The organism is Pseudomonas sp. NBRC 111139 (genome assembly GCF_001753955.1).
GTDB classification, from domain to species: Bacteria; Pseudomonadota; Gammaproteobacteria; order Pseudomonadales; family Pseudomonadaceae; genus Aquipseudomonas; species Aquipseudomonas alloputida.
The window spans coordinates 16,993-39,423 of record NZ_BCBP01000045.1 but is presented as its reverse complement, the minus strand read 5'-3'; the positions used below and the strand labels follow the sequence as shown (position 1 = coordinate 39,423).

The window sequence follows — 22,431 nt, the reverse complement described above, 5'->3', positions numbered from 1 at the left end:
GTTGCCGCTCTGCTGCCTTAAACTCGACGCCCCTCCCCCGGAAGGTTTCCCCCATATGGAAATGCAATGGTGGATCTGGCTGGTCTTCGGCATCGCGCTGATCCTGCTTGAACTGGTCCTCCCAACGTTCTTCATACTCTGGTTCGGCATCGGCGCCGTGCTGGTCTCGCTTATCTCGCTCGCCGCACCCAGCCTGCAACTGGACATGCAGGTCCTGCTGTGGGTACTGCTGTCGTCGGCCACCACTGTGCTGTGGTTCAAAGTGTTCCGGCGCAAGCAGCCGGATGTGCGCTGGACCGCCGACAGCGTGATCGGCGAAGTGGGCCTGCTGACCGCTCCCGTGTCGGAGTTCCAGAAAGGCCGCGTACGCTTCCAGAAGCCGATCCTCGGCAACGAAGAGTGGACCTGCGTCGCCGATAGCCAGATCGCCGCCGGCGAGCGGGTACGCCTGACCGCCATCGAGGGGAACACCGCCCGCGTTATCCGGGCCTGAATCCGCATTAAAAGGAATTTTGCAGCATGACCAGCCTCATCGTCGTCGGCGCCATCGCCCTGTTCGTCCTGATCACCGTGTTCAAGGGGGTGCGCATCGTGCCCCAGGGCGAGGAGTGGATCGTCGAACGCCTGGGTCGCTACCACAGCACCCTCAAGCCGGGCCTGAACATTGTCATCCCCTACATGGACGTGGTCGCCTACCGCCTGCCGACCAAGGACATCATCCTCGATGTGCAGCAGCAGGAAATCATCACCAAGGACAACGCGGTAATCGTCGCCAACGCCCTGTGTTTCGCCAAGGTAGTCGACCCGCAGAAAGCCTCGTATGGCGTGCAGGACTTCTCGTTCGCCGTCACCAGCCTGACCATGACCTCGCTGCGCGCCATCGTCGGTGCAATGGACCTCGACGAGGCGCTGTCCAGCCGCGAGCAAATCAAGGCCCGCCTGCGCGATGCAATGTCCGAGCAGACCGAAGACTGGGGCGTGACCGTGCGCTCGGTGGAGATTCAAGACATCAAACCTTCGGAAAACATGCAGCTGGCCATGGAACGCCAGGCCGCGGCCGAGCGTGAGCGCAAGGCCGACGTTACCCGCGCCGAAGGGGCCAAGCAGGCGGCGATCCTCGAAGCAGAGGCGCGCCTGCAGGCGGCCAGGCTGGATGCCGAGGCACAGATCAGCCTGGCCGAGGCCTCGGCGCGGTCGATTTCGCTGGTGAAGGAAGCGGTGGGCAACGAGACCGTACCGGCGATGTACCTATTGGGCGAACGCTATGTGGGCGCGATGGAGAACCTGGCGGGGAGCAGCAATGCCAAAGTGGTGGTGTTGCCGGCTGACCTGCAAGAAACCGTGCGCGGGTTGATGGGCCGCAACAAGATTTGAGATTGTCGGGGGCGCTTTGCGCCCCTATCGCGACACAAGGCCGCTCCCACAGGACAGCGCAGTATTCGAGGCTGCCGCAATTCTGTGGGAGCGGCCTTGTGTCGCGACGGGCTGCACAGCAGCCCCCATTACCAGACCACCTGCGTCACTTCACCGCACCCCGGCATTTTTACCTATACTCCGCCGTACAATAGCCACCACGATTCCTGACCGGATCTCTCCATGCCCCCACGTCGGCACATTGCCTGGATAGCCTGCCTTGCAGTGCTGTTCAACCTGCTGGCCATGCCGCTGTCTTCTGCTGCGCCCAAGGGCACGGCCGAGCAGTTGCTGTGGGGGGCTTTCTGTTCCAGCATGGCCAACAAGGCCAACGTCGACGTTCAGGCCCTGGCCAAGATCGACCTAGGCCCGCAAAGTGACGACAGCGTCGGCATGATGAACTGCTGGTGCTGCTCCGGTGCCGTGCCGCTGCTGGCCCTGCCCGGCTACCCGCCACAGTTGCACAACCCGCCGACACTGCTCAGCGGGCTGCTGCCGCCACCTGCCAAGTACACACCCACGCCCCGCCAGCTCTGGCCTGGGCTAAACCCTCGTGCCTCTCCGCTAGCCTGAGTTCATCATGCTGTCTGCCTGAACCAGAACGGAAACGGAGATTCACCATGCTCAAGCACGCCCTCGTCATGGCCGCCCTGCTGCTGCCTGGCGCCTTTGCCAATGCCCACGAATACAGCGTGGGTGACCTGCACATTGCTCACCCGTGGTCGCTGCAGTTGCCACCCAACGCGCCTAACGTCGCCGCGTATTTCGTGGTGCACAACAATGGCCAGGCTGATGACCGCCTGCTCAGCGTCGACAGCCCCATCAGCGATGACGCGCAACTGCACGAGCATGCCATGAGCGCCACTGGCGCCATGAAGATGCAACAGGTGCCCAGCGTGGTAGTGCCTGCCGGCAAGGACCTGACCTTTGCCCCCGGTGCCTACCATGTGATGCTGATGCAGCCCAAGGACCGCAGCCTGCTCAGCGACGGCAAACGCTTCCCGTTGACCCTGCACTTCGAAAAGGCCGGCGACATCACCGTCGAAGTGGCCGTGCAGAAGCAGGCGCCTGCGGACCAGCCGCAAGCCCACGAACACGCGCACTGATACCTGCTGACAGGCACGCGCCATGAGCCTGCCGCGCCACAGCATCGGCCGTACCACCCGCCCTGACCTCAGGCGCGCCGGTGGCGGATGGCTGAGCCTGTTCGCCATGTGGATGATTTTCATCGGCCCGCTGATTTCCCAGTCGATGCCGATGGACCACCACGCGGGCATGAACATGCCGATGGACATACCGATGGCGGCTGCCCATCAGCATGGCGGCGACGCCCATCACGGCCACGGCGGCGATGGCCAGTTGCATGTGATGTGGGAAAAGTGCGGTTACTGCAGCCTGTTGTTCAACTGCCCGGCCCTGCCCCAGGCCCTCAGCCCGCTCAGCGCCGGCAGCATCGTCCCCACCACCCACCTGCTTGCGCCAACGCACCAGGGCCATGCCCGGCAGGCTGTATTCCCTGGTGCGCGCAGCCGCGCCCCGCCTTCTTCGATCAACGTCTGAAACCACATTTTGCGCACGAAGCCAGGAGGCTTCGCGCTAACTCATGACTGATCGACTGGAATCATTATGTCAGGCTGCACCCCTGTTTTTGCCTTGTCCCTGCGTGGGACCATCGCCGCCCTGTGCGGCTCGCTGCTCGCGCCCATGGCCCTGGCCGCCGACCCTGGCCATGAAGACCATGTGCACGACGCACCCGAGTTGAGCCCGACGGTGATCACCGCCGTGGCCCCCAGTTCGCCGCTGACCGTGGTCACCAACCCGAAAGACCCGCGCCAGCCAGTGCCGGCCAGCGACGGCGCCGACTACCTGAAGACCATCCCCGGCTTCTCGGCAATCCGTGCTGGCGGTACCAACGGCGATCCGGTACTGCGCGGCATGTTCGGCTCGCGCCTGAACATCCTCACCAACGGTGGCTTGATGCTTGGCGCCTGCCCCAATCGCATGGACGCGCCCACGTCCTATATTTCGCCAGAAACCTACGACCGCCTGACCGTGATCAAAGGCCCGCAGAGCGTCATCTGGGGGCCCGGCGGCTCGGCCGGCACCATCCTCTTCGAGCGCGAACCGGAGAAATTCGGCACCCTCGGCAGCCGCGTCAACGCAAGCCTGCTGGCCGGCTCCAACGGCCGCTTCGACAAGGTGCTGGATGCTGCGGCCGGCAACAGTCAGGGCTATGCCCGCTTCGTCGGCAACCAGTCACGCTCGGACGACTACCACGATGGTAACAACGACACCGTGCCGTCGCGCTGGGATAAGTGGAACGGCGATGTCGCCCTCGGCTGGACACCCGACCAGGACACCTTGCTGGAGCTGACTGCCGGCAAGGGTGACGGCGAAGCCCGCTATGCCGGGCGCGACATGGACGGTTCGCAGTTCAAGCGCGAAAGCCTGGGCCTGCGCTTTGAAAAGTCCAACCTCGGCGAGGTGCTCGACAAGGTCGAGGCGCAGGTCTACTACAACTACGCCGACCATGTGATGGACAACTACAGCCTGCGCACGCCGTCGGGTAGCGGCATGATGGGCATGCCGATGGTCAGCAACGTCGACCGCCGCACCATGGGTGCACGCATCAAGGCCACCTGGCGCTGGGCCGACGTGCAGCTGATCAGCGGCATCGACGCGCAAACCAACGAACATCGCAAGCGTGGCGGTATGGGTGTGGACGCACACAAGGGCCAGGCCTGGACCAAGGACGCCGACTTCCACAACTACGGCGCCTTCAGCGAACTGACCTGGTACGTCAGCGGCGAGGACCGCTTGATTACCGGCGCCCGTCTGGACCGCGCCTCGGCGCGTGACTTCCGCAAAACCAGCGCCACCGAAGGCGACACCCGTGCCGACACCTTGCCGAGCGGTTTCATCCGCTACGAGCACGACCTTGCAGCCATTCCAGCCACCACCTACATCGGCCTCGGCCACGCCCAGCGCTTCCCCGACTACTGGGAGCTGTTCTCACCCAAGCTGGCACCCGCCGGGGCAGCCAACGCCTTCGACGGCATCAAGCCAGAGAAAACCACCCAGCTCGACTTCGGCATCCAGTACCGCACCGAGCGCCTGGAGGCCTGGGCTTCGGGCTATGTCGGGCAGATTCGCGACTACATCCTGTTCGACTACCGCACCGGCATGATGGGCATGAGCACCTCGCAGGCGCAGAACATCGACGCCCGCATCATGGGTGGCGAACTGGGCGCCGCCTACCAGCTGACTGACAACTGGAAGGCCGACGCCACGCTTGCCTACGCTTGGGGCAAGAACAGCAGTGACGGCAAGGCGCTACCTCAAATGCCTCCCCTGGAAAGCCGCCTGGGCCTGACCTACAGCCGCGATGTGTGGAGCGTCGGCGCACTGTGGCGGCTGGTGGCGGCGCAGAACCGCATTGCCGAAAACCAAGGGAACGTCGTCGGCAAGGACTATGACAAGAGCGCCGGCTTCGGCGTGTTCTCCCTGAACGGCGCCTACAAGGTGAACAACAACCTCAAGCTCAGCGCAGGGGTCGACAACCTGTTCGACAAAACCTACGCCGAGCACTTGAACCTGGCCGGGAACGCCGGGTTCGGCTACCCGGCTACAGATCCACAGCCGGTCAACGAGCCAGGCAGGACCTTCTGGACCAAGGTCGATTTCAGCTTCTGACAACAACGGGCGCAGCTTCGGTTGCGCCTTTCAGCTGGTCAAAAAAGGAGGTTCCCATGAGAGGAACACGCGTCTCTTTCTATAACCTGGCCTGGCGTTGGCATTTTTATGCGGGGCTGTTCGTGGCCCCGTTCATGATCCTGTTGGCAATCACCGGGATCATCTATTTGTTCAAGCCCCAGCTCGACCCGCTGCTGTACCGCGACCTGATGGTGGTCGAGGCCGGCCAGCACCGGCAGGGTGCAGACACGATGCTGGCTGAAGTGCGCCAGGCCTACCCAAAGGGCCACATCGCCCAGTACTTGCCGCCACTGAACGCCGCGCGCAGTGCGCAGTTCGTGGTGCATGACGGCGGGCGCGAACTGAACGTGTTCGTCGACCCATACAGCGGCAAGGTCCTCGGCGAACAGGACGGCAAGCAGAACCTGCAGGCCATCGCCCGCGCCCTGCATGGCGAGCTGATGGTCGGCACGGTCGGTGACCGGCTGGTGGAACTGGCGGCGGGCTGGGGCATCGTGCTGGTGGTATCGGGCCTGTACCTGTGGTGGCCGCGCGGGCGCAGTGGCGCTGGCGTGCTTTGGCCGCGGCTGTCGGCGCGCGGCCGGCTGTTCTGGCGAGACCTGCACGCGGTAACCGGTTTCTGGGGTTCGGCCTTGCTGTTGTTGATGCTGGTCAGCGGCATGACCTGGACCGGCTTGTGGGGCAAGCAGTACGCTGATTTGTGGAACCGCTTCCCGGCAGCCATGTGGAACGACGTGCCCACGTCGGACCAGCAGGCGCGTGAGCTGAACAGCGCACACCGCCAGACCGTGCCCTGGGCCATGGAAAACACGCCGATGCCACAGTCCGGTGCACACGCCGAGCACGGCGGGCACCACATGATGTCGGACCTGCCCGCAGCGCCCCAGGTGAGCGTGCAGCAAGTCGAAGACATTGCCACTTCGCGTCAGGTCGAGCCGGGCTACAGCATTACCCTGCCCACCACTGCCGACGGGGTGTTCACCATTGCCGTGTTCGCCGACGACCCGCGCAACGACGCCACCCTGCATGTCGACCAATACACCGGCAAGGTTCTGGCCGATGTGCGCTGGCAGGACTACAGCCCGGTTGCCCGCGCCACCGAGCTGGGCGTGATGCTGCACGAAGGCAAGATGTTCGGGGCGCTGAACCAGATCATCATCCTGCTGGTGTGCCTGATGATCCTGCTGGGTTCGGTGAGCGGGCTGGTGATGTGGTGGAAGCGCCGGCCTGAAGGCGGCCTGGGCGTACCGCCTTTGCGTCATGACCTGCCACGCTGGAAGGCGGCAGTGGCAGTGATGCTGGTGCTGGGGGTGATGTTCCCGCTGGTGGGGGTGTCGATGGTGGTGATGTGGGGGGTGGATAGTTTGGTGGTGAGGCGCCGCCGGGTCTTGGCCAGCGCTTGAGCCTTGTGTTGCCTGTGCTGGCCTCTTCGCGGGTAAACCCGCTCCTACAGGGGACCGCGTTGCCTTTGTAGGAGCGGGTTTACCCGCGAAGAGGCCGGTACAGGCCAAATGCTGAGCTGCAAATGGAGAGTCGATCTGTCGCGCCCCGATCTGGAACGCGCGTGTTAGCCTAGCCGGCTACCTCTGACAAGAAGACTGGCCTGTACATGGTCATCACCGGCTTCACCTCGCCCAGCGGGCGCACCGCCCAGCTGGCCAACCTGTGGAATGACGGCGGCATGTTCCCCCATGGCCTGATGGGCTTCTTCGCCGGTTTCCAGATCGCCGTGTTCGCCTTCGTCGGCATCGAGCTGGTGGGTACCACCGCTGCCGAAGCGAAGAACCCGGAACGCACCCTGCCGCGGGCGATCAATTCGATCCCGATCCGTATCATCGTGTTCTATGTGCTGGCGCTGATCGCGATCATGGCCGTAACCCCGTGGCGCGACGTGGTGCCAGGCAAGAGCCCGTTCGTTGAGTTGTTCGTGCTGGCAGGCCTGCCGGCGGCGGCAAGCATCATCAATTTCGTGGTGCTGACCTCGGCGGCTTCGTCGGCCAACAGCGGCGTGTTCTCCACCAGCCGCATGCTCTACGGCCTGTCGCAGGAAGGTGACGCGCCCAAGGCCTTCGAGAAGCTGTCGAGCCGTTCGGTGCCGGCCAACGGCCTGTATTTCTCGTGTACCTGCCTGTTGCTCGGTGCGGTGCTGATCTACCTCGTGCCGAACGTGGTCGAGGCATTCACCTTGGTCACCACCGTGTCGGCGGTACTGTTCATGTTCGTGTGGACGCTGATCCTGCTGTCATACCTGAAGTACCGCAAAGACCGCGCGGCGCTGCACCAGGCGTCGAACTACAAGATGCCGGGCGGGCGCTTCATGTGCTACGTGTGCCTGTCGTTCTTTGCGTTCATCCTGGTGTTGCTGAGCCTGGAGGCGGATACGCGTTCAGCACTGGTGGTGACACCGATCTGGTTTGTCGTGCTGGCGGTGACCTACCAGCTCGTACGCAGCAGGCGCCATCCCCGCACGGCTGTGCATAACGGCTGATCGCCTCGGGGGCTGTTCCCACGAAGGCAACGGTGTACGCCGTCCGATGTGGGAACAGCCTTGTGTCGCGATGGGCCGCACCGCGGCCCCAATCCTGTGCACACAAATCCATCAGGCACCAACCTGGATCCAACAAACGCCCCAACACCTCGCACAACCCCTCTAAACCGTACCTTTCGCCACTAGGCACAGCCCTTGCAACGCCCTCCCCGCTTGCCCAACACCATAAAAAACTCAGCGGAGAGAGCACATGAAGCGTCGCAGTCTGATCAAGGCCCTTACCCTCAGCGCATCGATCGCGGCGATGGGCCTGAGCTGGAGTATCCAGGCCGCCGAGACCATCAAGGTCGGTATCCTGCATTCGCTTTCCGGGACCATGGCCATTTCCGAGACATCGCTCAAGGACATGGCGCTGATGACCATCGAGCAGATCAACGCCAAGGGTGGCGTTAACGGCAAGATGCTGGAACCGGTGGTGGTCGACCCGGCGTCCAACTGGCCGCTGTTCGCTGAAAAGAGCCGCCAACTGCTGACCCAGGACAAAGTGGCCGTGGTGTTCGGCTGCTGGACCTCCGTGTCGCGCAAGTCCGTTCTACCGGTGTTCGAAGAACTCAACGGCCTGCTTTTCTACCCGGTGCAGTATGAGGGCGAAGAGATGTCGCCGAACGTGTTCTACACGGGCGCCGCCCCGAACCAGCAGGCCATCCCGGCCGTGGAATACCTGATGAGCGAGGACGGCGGCAGCGCCAAGCGCTTCTTCCTGTTGGGCACCGATTACGTCTACCCGCGCACCACCAACAAGATCCTGCGCGCATTCCTGCACAGCAAAGGCGTGGCCGACAAGGACATCGAAGAGGTTTACACGCCCTTTGGCCACGCTGATTACCAGACCATTGTCGCCAGCATCAAAAAGTTCTCCGCCGGCGGCAAGACCGCTGTCATATCCACAGTCAACGGTGACTCCAACGTGCCGTTCTACAAGGAACTGGCCAACCAGGGCCTGAAGGCCACCGACGTGCCGGTGGTGGCCTTCTCGGTGGGCGAGGAGGAACTGCGCGGCATCGATACCAAACCGCTGGTGGGCCACCTGGCGGCATGGAACTACTTCGAATCGGTGGACAACCCGGTCAACCAGAAATTCGTCGCCGACTGGAAGGCCTACGCCAAGGCCAAGGGCCTGCCGGGTGCCGATAAGGCCGTGACCAACGACCCCATGGAAGCCACCTACGTGGGCATCCACATGTGGGCCCAGGCTGTCGAGAAAGCCAAGTCCACTGACGTTGACAAGGTCCGCGAAGCACTGGCCGGGCAGAGCTTCGAGGCGCCGTCGGGCTTCACCCTGACCATGGACAAGACCAACCACCACCTGCACAAGCCGGTGATGATCGGCGAGATTCAGGATGACGGCCAGTTCAGCGTGGTGTGGGAAACCGAGCAGCCGCTAAGGGCGCAGCCTTGGAGCCCGTTCATTCCGGGCAATGACAAGCGGCCAGATTACGCCGTGAAAGGTAACTGAGTGCATGGGGCTGCTTTGCAGCCCATTCGCGGGTGAACCCGCTCCTACAAGGACCGCGCAGGTTTCAAACCTTGCACCGTCTCTGTGTAGGAGCGGGTTCACCCGCGAAGAATCCAACACCGATTTTCAGGATTGCCCGCATGCTCAGACTCCTGCTCACCCTTCTCCTGCTAATGCCCTTGGCAACCCACGCCAGCGAGGGCGAATTCTTTCTCACCGCCAAGCCCGCCGAGCAAGGCCGCCTGCTCGAAGGTTGGGCAGCACAACCCGATGCTGCGCGCCTGCCGCTGCTGGAAAACCTGCGCCAAGGCCGCATCGCTGCCGACGACACCCGCAAGGTGCGCCTGAACAACCGCCTGCGCGGCCTGATCGACAACGCCCTGGCCAGCCACCAGTTGCTCAGCGACAACAGCGACACCCGCCTGGCCGCGGCCCAGCAATTACAGAAAAGCGCACAACCCGCGCAAATGGCCTTCCTCGACCGGCGCTTCGCCGCCGAGCCGGACGCCGCTGTACAGGCCGCCCTCGGCCTGGCCCTGGCCAACCTGCAACTGGGCGCCAGCGAGCCCGCAGTGCGCCTGGCCGCCGTGCGCCTGCTGGGTGAAACCGGCGACCCGCTGGCCCGCACCCGCCTCGAAGCCCTGCTGCAGCCCGATGCAGAACTAGACCCGGGCGTGCGTACAGCCGCCGAAACGAGCCTGGCCCAGGTCAAGCGCAAACTGCTGGTAGGCGAACTGCTCGGCCAGGCCTTCAGCGGCCTGTCGCTGGGTTCGGTCCTGCTGCTGGCAGCGCTGGGCCTTGCGATCACCTTCGGCCTGCTTGGGGTGATCAACATGGCCCATGGCGAGATGTTGATGCTCGGCGCCTACAGCACCTACATGGTCCAGGTACTGCTGCAGCGCTTCGCCCCAGGCGCCATCGAGCTCTACCCGCTGATTGCCCTGCCGGTGGCGTTCGCCGTCAGTGCCGGGGTCGGCATGGCGCTGGAGCGCACGGTGATCCGCCACCTGTACGGCCGGCCACTGGAAACCCTGCTGGCCACCTGGGGCATCAGCCTGATCCTGATCCAGGCCATCCGCCTGCTGTTCGGCGCGCAGAACGTCGAGGTGAGCAACCCAGCCTGGCTGTCTGGCGGCATCCAGCTGCTGCCCAACCTGGTGCTGCCATACAACCGCCTGGTCATCATCGGCTTCGCCCTGGCCGTGGTGCTGCTCACCTGGCTGCTGCTCAACCGTACCCGGTTGGGCCTGAACGTGCGCGCAGTCACCCAGAACCGCAACATGGCCGCCTGCTGCGGCGTGTCCACCGGGCGCGTCGACATGCTCGCCTTTGGCCTCGGCTCGGGCATCGCAGGGCTCGGTGGCGTGGCCTTGAGCCAGGTGGGCAATGTCGGCCCGGACCTGGGCCAAAGCTACATCATCGATTCATTCCTGGTGGTGGTGCTCGGCGGCGTCGGGCAACTGGCCGGTAGCCTCTGGGCCGCGTTCGGCCTGGGCATCGCCAACAAGCTGCTGGAGCCGCAGATCGGTGCCGTACTCGGCAAGATCCTCATCCTTGCGTTGATCATTCTGTTCATCCAGAAACGCCCGCAAGGCCTGTTCGCCCTCAAGGGACGGGTAATCGACTGATGAACCAGCCACTGCTTGTCACTGCTACGCAAAAGGCCGGCCCACGCCTGACCCTTACCCTCGGTGCCGTCGTCGTCCTGCTGCTGGTGGCTTTGCCACTGTGCTCACTGCTGCCGGCAGACCATACCCTGCACGTGTCGGCCTACACCCTGACCCTGGTCGGCAAGATTCTTTGTTACGCCATCGTCGCCTTGGCCCTGGACCTGGTTTGGGGCTATGCCGGGCTGCTGTCACTGGGCCATGGCCTGTTCTTCGCCCTGGGCGGCTATGCCATGGGCATGTACCTGATGCGGCAGGCCGCCGGCGACGGCCTGCCCGGGTTCATGACCTTCCTGTCGTGGACCGAGCTGCCCTGGTACTGGGCCGGTACCCAGCATTTCGCCTGGGCCCTGTGCCTGGTGGTGCTGGCGCCCGGGCTGCTGGCGCTGGTGTTCGGCTGGTTCGCTTTCCGCTCGCGGATCAAAGGCGTGTACTTCTCGATCATGACCCAGGCCCTGACCTTTGCCGGCATGCTGCTGTTTTTCCGCAACGAAACCGGCTTCGGCGGCAACAACGGCTTCACCAGCTTCCGCACCATCCTCGGCTTCGACATTGCAGCCCAGGGCACCCGCGCGGTGTTGTTCCTGCTGACCGTGGGCCTGCTGCTGGCCAGCCTGTACCTGTGCTGGCGCCTGACCCGCAGCAAGTTCGGCCGCCTGCTCACCGCCGTGCGTGACGCTGAAAACCGCATGATGTTCTGCGGCTACGACCCGCGCGGCTTCAAGCTGCTGGTGTGGGTACTGAGCGCCGTGCTGTGCGGCCTGGCCGGTGCGCTGTACGTACCGCAGGTGGGCATCATCAACCCCAGCGAGATGTCGCCGACCAACTCGATCGAAGCCGCCGTCTGGGTAGCCTTGGGCGGGCGCGGCACGTTGATCGGCCCGCTGCTCGGTGCCGGCCTGGTCAACGGCATGAAAAGCTGGTTCACCGTGGCCTTCCCCGAGTTCTGGCTGTTCTTCCTCGGCGCGTTGTTCATCCTCGTTACCCTGTACCTGCCCAAGGGCGTGGTCGGCCTGTTGAAGAAAAGGAGCCAGCCATGAGAGGCGTGCCCCCAGTCCACCCGGAGTTCATGCTGGAACCGGTATTCGACAACCTCGGCGCCGGGCGCGATGCCATCGGCCTGGGCCAAAGCCGCAAGGCCGGCCTCGACACCCGCCACGGTACGGTGCTGAGCCTTGAAGACATCAGCGTCAGCTTCGATGGCTTCAAGGCGCTCAACACGCTGAACCTGTACATCGGGGTGGGCGAGCTGCGCTGCATCATCGGCCCCAACGGCGCCGGCAAGACCACGATGATGGACGTAATCACCGGCAAGACCCGCCCCGACAGCGGCACGGCTTACTTCGGCGATACCCTCGACCTGACCCGCATGAGCGAATACCAGATCGCCCAGGCCGGCATTGGCCGCAAGTTCCAGAAGCCCACAGTGTTCGAAGCGCTGACCGTGTTCGAGAACCTGGAACTGGCGCTGAAGACCGACAAGTCGGTGTGGGCCAGCCTGGCCGCGCGCCTGAGCGGTGACCAGCGCCAGCGTATCGAGGACGTGCTGACCACCTTGCGCCTGCTGCCGCTGGCCCAGCGCCAGGCCGGCTTGCTGTCGCATGGGCAGAAGCAGTTTCTGGAGATCGGCATGCTGCTGGTGCAGGAGCCGCAACTGCTGCTGCTCGATGAACCGGTGGCCGGCATGACCGATGCCGAGACCGAATTTACCGCCGAGCTGTTCAAGGGCCTGGCTGGCAAGCATTCGCTGATGGTGGTGGAGCATGACATGGGCTTCGTCGGCAGCATTGCCGACCATGTGACCGTGCTGCACCAGGGGAGCGTGCTGGCGGAAGGCTCGCTGGAGCAGGTGCAGGCAGATGAGCGGGTGGTCGAGGTGTATCTGGGCCGGTGACCGGATTTGAAATTTTTGGCGCCTGTGCCGGCCTCTTCGCGGGTAAACCCGCTCCTACAGGGGGCGTAATGCCATGGGGCGGTTCCCGTCGTAGGAGCGGGGTTGCCCGCGAAAAGGCCGGCTTAGGCACAGCATCCCTTTCAGGAACTCTCACATGCTCAAGATCGACACCCTGCACCAGTACTACGGCGGCAGCCACATCCTGCGCGGCCTGTCCTTCGAAGCCAAGGTCGGCGAAGTGACCTGCCTGCTGGGCCGCAACGGCGTGGGCAAGACCACCTTGCTGCGCTGCCTGATGGGCCTGGTGCCCGCCCGCGACGGCAGCATCGAATGGGAAGGCAAGCCGATCACCGCGTTCAAACCACAGCAACGGGTGCAGGCCGGAATCGCCTACGTGCCCCAGGGCCGCGAGATCTTCCCGCGCCTGACCGTCGAGGAAAACCTGCTGATGGGCCTGTCGCGCTTCCCCGCCCGTGAAGCCCGCGAGGTACCGGCCTTCATCTACGAACTGTTCCCTGTGCTGGAGCAGATGAAACAGCGCCGCGGTGGCGACCTGTCTGGCGGCCAGCAGCAACAGCTGGCCATCGGCCGCGCCCTGGCCAGCCGCCCGCGCCTGCTGATTCTCGACGAGCCGACCGAGGGCATCCAGCCGTCGGTGATCAAGGAAATCGGCGCGGTCATCCGCCGCCTGGCCGAGCGTGGCGACATGGCGATTTTGCTGGTAGAGCAGTTCTACGACTTTGCCGAAGCGCTGGCTGACCAGTACCTGGTCATGGCCCGCGGCGAAATTATCCAGCGCGGCCGCGGCGAAAACATGCAAGCCGAAGGTGTACGCGGGCTGGTAACCATTTAATCTGCGAGCAACGACCTTGCGAGACGCTGTCATGAGCTACGAAATCCGCGATGCCCTGCCCACCGATGTGCCAGGCATACTCGACATCTACAACGACGCGGTGCTCAACACCACGGCGATCTGGAACGAAACCCCGGTGGACCTCGACAACCGCCAGGCCTGGTTTGAAGCGCGTGCGCAGCAGGGCTACCCGATTCTGGTGGCGGTCGATGAAACCGGCGTGCTGGGGTATGCCTCGTTTGGCGACTGGCGGCCTTTCGAGGGCTTTCGCCTGACCGTTGAGCACTCGGTGTACGTGCGCAGTGACCAGCGTGGCAAAGGGCTGGGGCCGGTGTTGATGGCGGCGCTGGTCGAGCGCGCGCGCGGATGTGGCAAGCATGTGATGGTGGCAGCGATCGAGCGTGGTAATGCAGCGTCGGTGCGCCTGCATGAGCGGCTGGGCTTCGTGGTGACCGGCCAGATGCCGCAGGTGGGCGTAAAGTTTGGCCGCTGGCTTGATCTGACCTTCATGCAACTGGTGCTGAACCCGGGCGCCGAACCAACCTGAAATGCGGTCCATTGTGGGAGCGGCCTTGTGTCGCGAACGGGCTGCAAAGCAGCCCCGGCAATTTTGCGGTGGAGCAAAGAGCTGGGGCTGCTGCACAGCCCATCGCGACACAAGGCCGCTCCCACAGATGCCGGCAAGGCAACCTACATCTGGATAAACCGGCCCAGCCGCTGCTTCAGCATGCTGTTCTCACTGCGCAACTGCTGCACTTCCTGCAACAGCTCCAGCGCCAGCGCCACCCCTTCCCACTCCAGTTCCAGCTCCTGGTGCAGCTTCACCGCTCGTTTGGTCAACAACGGCGCCTGATCGTCAAACAGCCAGTCCTCCGGCGTTCGCCCGGAAGGTTCGACAATGCCGTGCTCGACGATTTCGATCACGCATTCAGCCGTGACATCGGCTTCCTGACACAGGGTACGCATGTCCAGTTGAACGATCAGGGTGCTGCTCATGATCACTTACTCCATTGTGTCCTCGGGTTGAACGCAGCTTTCTCGGAAAGCTTGGTCCAGAGTTCGCGGGCAGATTCGTCCGACGCAGGCGGCATCACCACCTTGAGCTGCGCATAAAGGTTGCCGCGCTCTCCCTGCTTGTTCGCCAGGCCCTTGCCCGGTACACGCAGGCGCTGGCCGCTCTGGCTGTCAGGACGGATGGTCAGGTTGATCTTGCCATCCAGGGTCGGAACCGCCACCTTGGCGCCCAGGGCCGCCTCCCACGGTGCCAATGGCACAGTGATGATCAGGTCATGACCTTCGACATCGAACAGCGGGTGCGGTGCCATGCGGATGGTCAGGAACAGGTCACCGTTGGCCCCGCCACCGCTGCCGGGCGCGCCCTGGCCCTTGAGGCGGATGCGCTCGCCGTCGGTCACCCCAGCCGGAATCCTCACGTTCAAGGTCTTGGTGGTGAAGCCGGTGCGCTGGCCCATGGCATTGGTTTGCGGCACCTGGAAGCTGATCTGCTTGGACTCCTTGCTCAGGGTCTCTTCAAGGAACACTGCCAGTTCAAGCTCCACGTCCTGCCCCCGCCTGCCGGCACTGCGTTGCTGCTGCCGGGCGCCACCGAAGGGGTTGCCACCCGCACTGCGCCCACCGAAGATCGAGCTGAAGAAGTCGGAGAAGTCGCCGCCTTCGAAGCCGCCGCCGCCACCGCGGCTTTCCCAACCCGGTGGTGCCTGGAACGGCCGGCCATGCTGGCCGCCGTACTTGCGGATTTCGTCGAACTCGGCACGTTTCTGCGCGTCGCCCAGCACCTCATAGGCCTCGTTGGCCTCCTTGAATTTCTCCTCGGCGTCGCGCTCCTTACTGACATCGGGGTGATACTTGCGCGCCAGTTTGCGGTACGCGGCCTTGATCGCCTTTTCGTCCGCAGTGGGCTCTACGCCGAGTATCTTGTAATAGTCTTTGAAGTCCATTTGTGGATCACCAATGTGAATGTGCGTGTTGCAACTGAAGATAGGGGTCAAGCATAGCCTTTCAAGACCGACTTGGGTTTGCCTCAAGGCAGACGACTGGTCTTGATTCTGTAGCCAACTGGCATACACTGCGCGGCCGTTTTGCCTCCGGAAGCCCATTTCCCATGTCTGACGTATCACCGGCCCGCGCCTTGGGCATCGACTTTGGCACCTCCAACTCCACGGTCGGTTGGCACCGGCCTGGCGTCGAGTCGCTGATTGCCCTGGAAGACGGCAAGATCACCTTGCCCTCGGTGGTGTTCTTCAATATCGAAGAGCGGCGCCCGGTGTATGGCCGCCTGGCGCTGCACGAGTACCTGGAAGGCTACGAAGGCCGCCTGATGCGCTCGCTGAAAAGCCTGCTGGGCTCGAAGCTGATCAAGCACGACACCAGCGTGCTGGGCAGCGCCCTGCCGTTCAAGGACCTGCTGGGCATGTTCATCGGCGAGCTCAAGAAGCGTGCTGAAGCGGCCGCTGGCCGTGAATTCGACCAGGTGGTGCTGGGCCGCCCGGTGTTCTTCGTCGACGAAGACCCGGCTGCCGACCAGGAGGCCGAGGACACCTTGGCCGAAGTGGCGCGCAAAATCGGCTTCAAGGACGTGTCGTTCCAGTACGAACCGATTGCCGCGGCCTTCGACTATGAGTCGAGCATCAGCCGCGAAGAGCTGGTGCTGATCGTCGACATCGGCGGTGGTACCTCGGACTTCACCCTGATCCGCCTGTCGCCCGAGCGCCACCTGGTCGCCGAGCGCCAAAGCGACATCCTCGCCACCGGCGGTGTGCACATTGGCGGTACCGACTTCGACAAGCAACTGAGCCTTCAGGGCGTGATGCCGTTGTTTGGCTATGGCAGCCGCATGAAGAGTGGTGCGCTGATGCCGACCAGCTACCACCTCAACCTGGCCACCTGGCACACCATCAACGCCTTGTATTCGCAGAAATCACAGTTGGCGCTGGGTAGCATGCGCTATGACATCGAGGACAGCTTCGGCATCGATCGCCTGTTCAAACTGATCGAGCAGCGCGCTGGGCACTGGCTGGCGATGGAAGTAGAAGCCAGCAAGATCGAGCTGACCGAGCATGACAGCCGCCACATCGACCTGCGGCGCGTCGAGCCCGAGCTGACTGCGGAACTGACCCGCGCGCTGTTCGAAGAGGCGATCGAAGGCCTGCTGGAGCGCGTGCGCGGTAGCGTGACCGAACTGCTGGCCAAGGCTGGGGTAAGCGAAGACCAGGTCGATACGGTGTTCTTCACCGGTGGTTCAAGCGGCATTCCGGCGCTGCGCAACAGTGTTTCGGCGATGCTGCCGAATGCGCGGCATGTGGAAGGCAACATCTTTGGCAGCATTGGTAGCGGGCTGGCCATCGAGGCGCGCAAGCGTTACGGCGCGGCCTGATTTGTCGTTTAGCCTGTAGCCGCGAACGGGCTGGGGCTGCTGGCCAATCTTCACCCGCCGTTCACCGTTGCCGCCGCTACCGTATTCGCGGGTAAACCCGCTCCTACGCCCGATCGGGGGTGGACACACATCGGAGATTGGCTATAGGCCGTCGTAGGAGCGGGTTTACCCGCGAAAGGGCCGGTACAGGCCACTACATGATCAGACCAGCTCCTCCCGCTTCAGCTCGCTCTTCAGATAGGCATAGTAGATGGGCCCCGCCACGACACCAGGCAGCCCGAACGCCGCCTCGAATACCAGCATCGCCAGCAGCAATTCCCACGCCTTGGCACTGATCTGCCCACCCACGATCCGCGCGTTGAGGAAGTACTCGATCTTGTGGATGACGACCAGGTAACCCAGCGCCGCTGCCGCCACCCAGATCGACAGCGACAGGCCGACGATGGTGATCAAGGTGTTGGACATCAGATTGCCGATCACCGGCAGCAAGCCCAGCAGGAAGGTCAGCACGATCAGCGTCTTGGTCAGCGGCAGGTGTACGTCGAACAGTGGCATCACCACGGCCAGGAAAATGCCGGTGAAGATCGTGTTGAGCAGCGAGATCTTGATTTGCGCGAACACGATGTTGCGAAACGCTTTCACCAGCAGGCTAAGACGTTCGAACAGCGCCGCCGCCAGGGGCTTGCGCCGTGAAATATCGGGAATGCGCTGCAAAGCGATGATGGCGCCGAGGATCATGCCGATGAGCATCGTCACGAACATGTGCGCCATGCCCTTGCCCACCAGCTGCAAATCGCTCAGGTGGCTCTTGATCCAGTCACCGATGGCCACCTTGAACTCTGCGGCACTGGCAGGCAGGTAGCCCTCGATGAAGGGTGGCAGCTGACCGCGAGCACGCTCGACCAAGGCCATGAACTTGTCCAGCGAGGCGCCGGGGTTTTCCGCCTCGTGCAGCAGGAAGCTGAAGGCACCGGCAATCAGCAGTGTCAGGGTGCTGACCACCAGCGTGCCGAGCAGCGCCACGGCCAGCCAGCGCGCGCGTTGGCCAGCAAGCAGCGGTTGCAGGCGCGGGGTCAGCATGTTGACCAGTTCGAACACCAGCAGACCGGCCAGCAGGCTGGGCAGCAACTTCAGGGGCAAAGCCAGCAGCAGCCCAGCCATGACGATGATCAGGCTGGCCAGGGTGATCTGACGGGGAGTAAAGGTCATACAGCCTCGACGGCAGACAGCGGGAATGCCGCAGTCTGCCAGCCTTGGCGGCGCAGGCATAGGCGCAGGTCATTTCTTCTTCAGGCAATCGCTCATGAAGGCCTTGCGCTCGTCCCCCTTCAGGGCTTTGGTGGTGGCGTCAGCATTGCAGGTCTTCATTTTGTCTTGCTGGGTTTGTGGCACATCCTTTTTCAGGCAGGTGCTCATGAACGCTTTGCGTTCATCGCCCTTGAGGGCCTTGGCGGTGGCGTCGGCGTTGCAGGTTTTCATCTTTTCCTGCTGCGCGGTATTGGCAGCGAAACCTTGGGCACTGAACAACACCGCCAGCGCCAGTAACGGGATTTGCAGCACTTTCATGGAGTGGTCTCCTTGGCTCCGCGCCCGATGCACGGGGATCGAGCTGAGTGTAGCCAAGAATGTTCAGCGCCCCGCCCGCGCCTGCCGGCGGTACTGCTCGGGCGTACACCGGGCCTGGCGCTGGAACATGGCGATGAACGCCGAAGCGCTGCTGTAGCCAAGGTCGAAGGCAATGGCCTGAATCGGCAGGCCGGCTTCCAGCGCTTCGATGGCACGCAGAAAACGCAGGCGCAGGCGCCATTCGCCAAAGCTGATGCCCAGCTCGCGCAGAAACTGGCGGGCCAGGGTGCGTTCGCTGACGTGTACGCGTGCGGCCCAGTCGGCCAGCGGGCGGTTGTCCCCCGGCTCGGCGCTGAGCGCGTCGAGCACCTGGCGCAAGCCATCGCTGTGGGCAAACGGCAGGTAGCAGGCCAAGGTGGGCGCCAGCAGCAACTGGTCAAGCAGTACCTGTACCAGGCGCTGGTCACGCTCGTCCTCGGCCACCTTGAGATTGCGCCGGGCGAAGTCACCGAGGATGGCCTTGAGGATGTCACTGATCATCAGGCTGCACGGGTGCGGTGGCAGCGCTGCGCACAGGCTGCGGTCGAGATAGATAGAACGGTAGACGATGGCCTGGGGGTTGTAGCAGCCGTGCTCGGTGTCGGGCGGCACCCAAACGGCGTAGTGCGGCGGCGACAGGAAGCGCTGGCCGGCCAAATCCAGATGCATTACGCCGTGGGCGGTGTAGTTCAGCTGGCCCCAGGCGTGTTGGTGCACGGCGCTGTGGGTGTCGGCAACGAACTCGTCGTGGCGGAAGTACACCGGGGCCGGCAGTTGGGTGAACTGGGGGATATCGAGGTATTTGCGCGGCATGCTGTCTGCTTTGCAGGGTCGGTTGTCTGGATAGAAGTATAGGCTTGTAGACAGACATTCGATAATACAGGCCTATCGAGGGCCTGCCTTGCAGGCCTTCGCGGGCTCCCCGCTCCCACAGGATCTGCGCCAGCCTCCAGGCCTGTGTATCCCCCGTAGGAGCGGGTTCACCCGCGAAGGGCTGCAAAGCAGCCCCAATCCAGCCCCCAACGAGTACCCTGCTGCATGAACTACCTGTTCCCCCTCACCGCCATCCTCATCTGGGCCGGCAACACCGTGGTCACCAAGATGTCCGCCGGCGCCATCCACCCTGCGGAGATCGGTTTCTACCGCTGGTTGCTGGCCGCCTTGCTGTTCACGCCGTTCATGCTGCCCGCCGTGTGGCGCAACCGCGCAGCCATCCGCCCGCACCTGACCCAGGTGTTCGTGCTCGGCGTGCTGGGCATGGCGATGTACCAGAGCCTGGCCTACTTCGCCGCCGGCATCACCAGTGCCACCAATATGGGCATCATCCTCTCGCTGATGCCGCTGATGTCACTGGCGCTGTCCATCGCCTGGCTGGGCCAGCGCCTGAGCTACGGTGCCCTGCTGGGCGCGGTGGTGTCATTCTTTGGCGTGCTTGAAGTGGTCAGTGCCGGCCACCCCGCCAGTCTGCTGCAGCATGGGCTGAACAGCGGCGACCTGTTGATGCTGGTGGCTACATTGGCCTATGCGCTGTACAGCTTCCTGCTGAAGAAATGGCAGCTGCGCCTGCCGCCGATGCAGCTGCTGTACCTGCAGGTTCTGGTGGCCATCGTCGTGTTGCTACCGCTGTTCTTGCTGTCGGACAAGACCGGCCTGAACAGCCACAACATCGGCCTGGTCCTGTATGCCTGCGTACTGGCCTCGATGATCGCGCCACTGGTGTGGATGCAGGCCGTGCACCGCCTGGGGCCCAGCCGCACCACACTGTTCTTCAACTTGCTGCCGCTGGTCACCGCGCTGATCGCCGCCGTGGTGCTCGATGAGCAACTGGCCAGTTACCACCTGGTCGGCGGCCTGCTGACCCTGGCCGGGGTAGTGCTGGCCGAACGCTGGACCACGCCGATCCGCCGCCAAGGCACTTGAGCTAAAGCCCCGCCGCCTTGAGCCGGGCGGCATGTTCGGTGAACAGCCGCACCGGCTCCGCGCCTTTGCCCACGGCACCGAGCGACTGGTTGACGATGTCCAGGTGATCGAGCGGGTAATCGTCGCCGATCACCTGCCCCAGGTGCGAACTGAAACGCCCGACCATGCCGTCGCAATGGCCCTTTTCCTTGATGAAACTGCGTGCGAACAGGCGGCAGAAGCGGCTGCTGCCGTCAAAGCGGTTGCGCCCCTGGTCTGTCAGGCCGGGTTGCAAGGTGCCGGACCAGGAGTAATAGCGGACGCCATTGACCTCATAGGCCCCTTCCCCACCCCAGGTTTGCGGCAGGCCCTGTGGATAAGCCTGGTTGAACAGCGCCACCCCGGCGCTGGTCAGCGACTGGTGCGAGGCGTGCACATCTACCGGCAGCGGATCACGACGCCAGCCGGTTTCCAGCCACACCAGCAGCACGGCAAACCCATGCAGCACGGCCTTGAGGACGCGCCCCTGGGGTGAATGGCCCGGTGCCGTGCGTTCCAGGTGGTCGGCCAGCTCGGAGCCATGGTTGGGCCCCGCCACCGAGGTGACCGACGCCACCCGCTCCGGCCGTTTGGCCGCTGCGTAACGCGCGCTCAGGGCGCCCTGGCTGTGGCCGATGAGGTTGACCTTGTCGACGCCGGTACGTTGGCAGATATCGTCGATGATCGCCAGCAACTGCTCGCCGCGCACCTCGCTGGAATGCAGCGGCGAAACCTGCACCGGAAACACCTGCGCCCCGCCCTTGCGCAAGGCCGGCACAATGCCGAACCAGTAGGGGTAGAGCACCATCCGGACAAACCCGAGCATGCCTGGCACCAGCACCAGCGGGTATCGCGTTGCCAAATCCTGCTGCATTGCCGCAGCTCCTTTGCGTGTACGACGGGCCAACACTACAGCGGCCATCATGACCATCGCAATCGAACTCCTGGCGCGCGCTGTGGTTCAAAACCACACAGACCCTTTGCAAGGAGCGGGACCATGTACAAGCAGACCCTGGCAATCCTTCTGGCAAGCGCCACCCTGGCCGCCTGCGGCAGCCGCCCGGAAAACCCGGTGGATTACGTCACCTACCGCGATGAGCCGCTGGTCAAGCAGGTGGAGAACGGTATGACCATGCAGAAGGTCATCGCCATTGGCGGCAGCCCGTCGAACGTGATCGACCTGCCGCATGGGGGTACCTGCAACGACTACATCCTTAACCGCGACGGCAAGCAGCAGCCCTATTACGTGCGCTTCGACGCCACCGGCCATGTCGATGCCAAAGGCTTCAAGACCTGCAAGCAACGCCAAGAGGACAGTGACGCCCTGCATGGCGCGTAAGCCTGCGCCCCAACCTGACCCTGACCCCTGCTGGAGATAACCCATGAGCAATGTTGAACTGACCGATGTGAAGACCCTGCGCGAGCGTGCACGCCAGCATGTGGAGCAGGGCGCGGTGACCGAGGGTTACCACGCTGACCGTGAGCAGATCCTGCGCCTGCTTAATGAATCGCTGGCCACCGAGCTGGTCTGTGTTCTTCGCTACAAGCGCCATTACTTCATGGCCAGCGGCATCAAAGCCAGTGTGGCTGCCGAGGAGTTTCTGGAACATGCCAACCAGGAAGCCGAACATGCCGACAAGCTGGCCGAACGCATCGTGCAACTGGGCGGGGAGCCGGACTTCAACCCCGACAACCTGACCAAGCACTCGCATGCCCAGTACGTGGCTGGCAATTCGTTGAAAGAGATGGTGCTGGAAGACCTGGTGGCAGAGCGGATTGCCATCGACAGCTACCGCGAGATCATTCAGTACATCGGGGATAAAGACCCGACTACCCGTCGTATCTTCGAAGACATCCTGGCGCAGGAAGAAGAGCACGCGGACGATATGTCCGACCTGTTGCAGGGCCTTTGATTTCTGACACCCTCATGGGGCCGCTTTGCGGCCCCT

General features: G+C 63.6%; 23 protein-coding genes and 1 pseudogene. 18 read left to right on the top strand and 6 right to left on the bottom strand.

Features of this window, described 5'->3' with window-relative positions; translation table 11 throughout:
* The first annotated feature begins 55 nt into the window (after positions 1-55).
* The 14 genes and pseudogenes from BJQ17_RS18160 (at position 56) to BJQ17_RS18095 (ending at position 14,092) form a co-directional block, all read left to right on the top strand.
* The gene (locus BJQ17_RS18160) at positions 56-493 is read left to right on the top strand and encodes an NfeD family protein (RefSeq protein ID WP_049586722.1); all 438 of its coding nucleotides are present in this window, start codon (positions 56-58) and stop codon (positions 491-493) included.
* A 26-nt stretch (positions 494-519) separates the two neighbouring features.
* Positions 520-1,374 (top strand): SPFH domain-containing protein, encoded by an 855-nt coding sequence (locus BJQ17_RS18155; protein ID WP_010955442.1) that lies wholly within the window; start codon positions 520-522, stop codon positions 1,372-1,374.
* 222 nt (positions 1,375-1,596) lie between these two features.
* Positions 1,597-1,986 carry a DUF2946 domain-containing protein gene (locus BJQ17_RS18150; protein WP_010955443.1) on the top strand — a complete coding sequence of 130 codons (390 nt, stop codon included), beginning with the start codon at positions 1,597-1,599 and terminating at the stop codon, positions 1,984-1,986.
* Positions 1,987-2,033: 47 nt separating this feature from the next.
* Positions 2,034-2,519 (top strand): copper chaperone PCu(A)C, encoded by a 486-nt coding sequence (locus tag BJQ17_RS18145; protein ID WP_003249653.1) that lies wholly within the window; start codon positions 2,034-2,036, stop codon positions 2,517-2,519.
* Positions 2,520-2,541: 22 nt separating this feature from the next.
* Positions 2,542-2,973, top strand: a complete 432-nt coding sequence (locus BJQ17_RS18140) for a DUF2946 domain-containing protein (protein ID WP_070096408.1) — start codon at positions 2,542-2,544, stop codon at positions 2,971-2,973.
* A gap of 66 nt (positions 2,974-3,039) precedes the next feature.
* A complete protein-coding gene (locus BJQ17_RS18135) occupies positions 3,040-5,106 on the top strand; it encodes a TonB-dependent copper receptor (protein ID WP_070096407.1) in 2,067 nt (688 codons plus the stop codon).
* 56 nt (positions 5,107-5,162) lie between these two features.
* Positions 5,163-6,530 carry a PepSY domain-containing protein gene (locus BJQ17_RS18130; protein WP_070096406.1) on the top strand — a complete coding sequence of 456 codons (1,368 nt, stop codon included), beginning with the start codon at positions 5,163-5,165 and terminating at the stop codon, positions 6,528-6,530.
* A 194-nt stretch (positions 6,531-6,724) separates the two neighbouring features.
* Positions 6,725-7,615 (top strand): annotated as a pseudogene (locus tag BJQ17_RS18125) (amino acid permease); the annotation flags it as partial.
* A gap of 250 nt (positions 7,616-7,865) precedes the next feature.
* Positions 7,866-9,131 carry an urea ABC transporter substrate-binding protein gene (gene urtA / locus BJQ17_RS18120; protein ID WP_003249642.1) on the top strand — a complete coding sequence of 422 codons (1,266 nt, stop codon included), beginning with the start codon at positions 7,866-7,868 and terminating at the stop codon, positions 9,129-9,131.
* 140 nt (positions 9,132-9,271) lie between these two features.
* Positions 9,272-10,759, top strand: a complete 1,488-nt coding sequence (gene urtB, locus BJQ17_RS18115) for an urea ABC transporter permease subunit UrtB (protein ID WP_070096405.1) — start codon at positions 9,272-9,274, stop codon at positions 10,757-10,759.
* Positions 10,759-11,838: an urea ABC transporter permease subunit UrtC gene (gene urtC, locus BJQ17_RS18110; RefSeq protein ID WP_070096404.1), complete on the top strand. Its 1,080-nt coding sequence runs from the start codon at positions 10,759-10,761 to the stop codon at positions 11,836-11,838. The genes urtB and urtC overlap by 1 nt, the downstream gene beginning before the upstream one ends.
* On the top strand, positions 11,835-12,692 hold the full coding sequence (gene urtD / locus BJQ17_RS18105; protein ID WP_010955450.1) for an urea ABC transporter ATP-binding protein UrtD: 858 nt from the start codon (positions 11,835-11,837) through the stop codon (positions 12,690-12,692). The genes urtC and urtD overlap by 4 nt, the downstream gene beginning before the upstream one ends.
* 154 nt (positions 12,693-12,846) lie before the next feature.
* Positions 12,847-13,545, top strand: coding sequence for an urea ABC transporter ATP-binding subunit UrtE (urtE, locus tag BJQ17_RS18100; protein ID WP_003249634.1), 699 nt, complete (start codon positions 12,847-12,849; stop codon positions 13,543-13,545).
* Between the two features lie 31 nt (positions 13,546-13,576).
* Positions 13,577-14,092, top strand: a complete 516-nt coding sequence (locus BJQ17_RS18095) for a GNAT family N-acetyltransferase (RefSeq protein WP_070096403.1) — start codon at positions 13,577-13,579, stop codon at positions 14,090-14,092.
* A gap of 143 nt (positions 14,093-14,235) precedes the next feature.
* Here BJQ17_RS18095 and BJQ17_RS18090 read toward each other — a convergent pair whose 3' ends face one another.
* Both BJQ17_RS18090 and cbpA read right to left on the bottom strand, forming a co-directional pair.
* Positions 14,236-14,541, bottom strand: coding sequence for a chaperone modulator CbpM (locus tag BJQ17_RS18090; RefSeq protein ID WP_070096402.1), 306 nt, complete (start codon positions 14,539-14,541; stop codon positions 14,236-14,238).
* A gap of 2 nt (positions 14,542-14,543) precedes the next feature.
* Positions 14,544-15,503 carry a curved DNA-binding protein gene (gene cbpA / locus BJQ17_RS18085; protein WP_010955454.1) on the bottom strand — a complete coding sequence of 320 codons (960 nt, stop codon included), beginning with the start codon at positions 15,501-15,503 and terminating at the stop codon, positions 14,544-14,546.
* Between the two features lie 164 nt (positions 15,504-15,667).
* Between cbpA and BJQ17_RS18080 the strand changes: the two genes are divergently transcribed.
* Positions 15,668-16,939, top strand: coding sequence for an Hsp70 family protein (locus tag BJQ17_RS18080; RefSeq protein WP_012053839.1), 1,272 nt, complete (start codon positions 15,668-15,670; stop codon positions 16,937-16,939).
* Between the two features lie 201 nt (positions 16,940-17,140).
* Here the strand turns inward: BJQ17_RS18080 and BJQ17_RS18075 are convergent, their stop codons facing one another.
* The 3 genes from BJQ17_RS18075 to BJQ17_RS18065 form a co-directional block, all read right to left on the bottom strand.
* Positions 17,141-18,148, bottom strand: a complete 1,008-nt coding sequence (locus BJQ17_RS18075) for an AI-2E family transporter (RefSeq protein ID WP_070096401.1) — start codon at positions 18,146-18,148, stop codon at positions 17,141-17,143.
* Positions 18,149-18,217: 69 nt separating this feature from the next.
* Positions 18,218-18,505, bottom strand: a complete 288-nt coding sequence (locus BJQ17_RS18070) for a PsiF family protein (protein WP_003249621.1) — start codon at positions 18,503-18,505, stop codon at positions 18,218-18,220.
* A 63-nt stretch (positions 18,506-18,568) separates the two neighbouring features.
* Positions 18,569-19,357: a helix-turn-helix transcriptional regulator gene (locus tag BJQ17_RS18065; protein ID WP_070096400.1), complete on the bottom strand. Its 789-nt coding sequence runs from the start codon at positions 19,355-19,357 to the stop codon at positions 18,569-18,571.
* Between the two features lie 225 nt (positions 19,358-19,582).
* Here BJQ17_RS18065 and BJQ17_RS18060 point away from each other — a divergent pair, with 225 nt between their 5' ends.
* On the top strand, positions 19,583-20,464 hold the full coding sequence (locus tag BJQ17_RS18060) for a DMT family transporter (protein WP_070096399.1): 882 nt from the start codon (positions 19,583-19,585) through the stop codon (positions 20,462-20,464).
* A 1-nt stretch (position 20,465) separates the two neighbouring features.
* Here the strand turns inward: BJQ17_RS18060 and BJQ17_RS18055 are convergent, their stop codons facing one another.
* On the bottom strand, positions 20,466-21,356 hold the full coding sequence (locus tag BJQ17_RS18055) for a triacylglycerol lipase (protein WP_003249615.1): 891 nt from the start codon (positions 21,354-21,356) through the stop codon (positions 20,466-20,468).
* A gap of 123 nt (positions 21,357-21,479) precedes the next feature.
* Here BJQ17_RS18055 and osmE point away from each other — a divergent pair, with 123 nt between their 5' ends.
* The gene (gene osmE / locus BJQ17_RS18050) at positions 21,480-21,821 is read left to right on the top strand and encodes an osmotically-inducible lipoprotein OsmE (protein WP_004576961.1); all 342 of its coding nucleotides are present in this window, start codon (positions 21,480-21,482) and stop codon (positions 21,819-21,821) included.
* A 43-nt stretch (positions 21,822-21,864) separates the two neighbouring features.
* Positions 21,865-22,395 carry a bacterioferritin gene (locus BJQ17_RS18045; protein WP_004576962.1) on the top strand — a complete coding sequence of 177 codons (531 nt, stop codon included), beginning with the start codon at positions 21,865-21,867 and terminating at the stop codon, positions 22,393-22,395.
* The last annotated feature ends 36 nt before the right edge of the window (positions 22,396-22,431 follow it).

Bases quoted from the DNA above. Each gene is read 5' to 3' on its own strand.
- BJQ17_RS18135 (WP_070096407.1), top strand. From the start codon at position 3,040: ATGTCAGGCTGCACCCCTGTTTTTGCCTTGTCCCTGCGTGGGACCATC.
- BJQ17_RS18140 (WP_070096408.1), top strand. From the start codon at position 2,542: ATGAGCCTGCCGCGCCACAGCATCGGCCGTACCACCCGCCCTGACCTC.
- urtD (WP_010955450.1), top strand. From the start codon at position 11,835: ATGAGAGGCGTGCCCCCAGTCCACCCGGAGTTCATGCTGGAACCGGTA.
- urtA (WP_003249642.1), top strand. From the start codon at position 7,866: ATGAAGCGTCGCAGTCTGATCAAGGCCCTTACCCTCAGCGCATCGATC.
- BJQ17_RS18095 (WP_070096403.1), top strand. From the start codon at position 13,577: ATGAGCTACGAAATCCGCGATGCCCTGCCCACCGATGTGCCAGGCATA.
- BJQ17_RS18160 (WP_049586722.1), top strand. From the start codon at position 56: ATGGAAATGCAATGGTGGATCTGGCTGGTCTTCGGCATCGCGCTGATC.
- urtB (WP_070096405.1), top strand. From the start codon at position 9,272: ATGCTCAGACTCCTGCTCACCCTTCTCCTGCTAATGCCCTTGGCAACC.
- BJQ17_RS18155 (WP_010955442.1), top strand. From the start codon at position 520: ATGACCAGCCTCATCGTCGTCGGCGCCATCGCCCTGTTCGTCCTGATC.
- BJQ17_RS18090 (WP_070096402.1), bottom strand. From the start codon at position 14,541: ATGAGCAGCACCCTGATCGTTCAACTGGACATGCGTACCCTGTGTCAG.
- BJQ17_RS18060 (WP_070096399.1), top strand. From the start codon at position 19,583: ATGAACTACCTGTTCCCCCTCACCGCCATCCTCATCTGGGCCGGCAAC.
- cbpA (WP_010955454.1), bottom strand. From the start codon at position 15,503: ATGGACTTCAAAGACTATTACAAGATACTCGGCGTAGAGCCCACTGCG.
- BJQ17_RS18130 (WP_070096406.1), top strand. From the start codon at position 5,163: ATGAGAGGAACACGCGTCTCTTTCTATAACCTGGCCTGGCGTTGGCAT.
- urtE (WP_003249634.1), top strand. From the start codon at position 12,847: ATGCTCAAGATCGACACCCTGCACCAGTACTACGGCGGCAGCCACATC.
- BJQ17_RS18045 (WP_004576962.1), top strand. From the start codon at position 21,865: ATGAGCAATGTTGAACTGACCGATGTGAAGACCCTGCGCGAGCGTGCA.
- BJQ17_RS18080 (WP_012053839.1), top strand. From the start codon at position 15,668: ATGTCTGACGTATCACCGGCCCGCGCCTTGGGCATCGACTTTGGCACC.
- BJQ17_RS18075 (WP_070096401.1), bottom strand. From the start codon at position 18,148: ATGACCTTTACTCCCCGTCAGATCACCCTGGCCAGCCTGATCATCGTC.
- osmE (WP_004576961.1), top strand. From the start codon at position 21,480: ATGTACAAGCAGACCCTGGCAATCCTTCTGGCAAGCGCCACCCTGGCC.
- BJQ17_RS18145 (WP_003249653.1), top strand. From the start codon at position 2,034: ATGCTCAAGCACGCCCTCGTCATGGCCGCCCTGCTGCTGCCTGGCGCC.
- BJQ17_RS18070 (WP_003249621.1), bottom strand. From the start codon at position 18,505: ATGAAAGTGCTGCAAATCCCGTTACTGGCGCTGGCGGTGTTGTTCAGT.
- urtC (WP_070096404.1), top strand. From the start codon at position 10,759: ATGAACCAGCCACTGCTTGTCACTGCTACGCAAAAGGCCGGCCCACGC.
- BJQ17_RS18150 (WP_010955443.1), top strand. From the start codon at position 1,597: ATGCCCCCACGTCGGCACATTGCCTGGATAGCCTGCCTTGCAGTGCTG.
- BJQ17_RS18065 (WP_070096400.1), bottom strand. From the start codon at position 19,357: ATGCCGCGCAAATACCTCGATATCCCCCAGTTCACCCAACTGCCGGCC.
- BJQ17_RS18055 (WP_003249615.1), bottom strand. From the start codon at position 21,356: ATGCAGCAGGATTTGGCAACGCGATACCCGCTGGTGCTGGTGCCAGGC.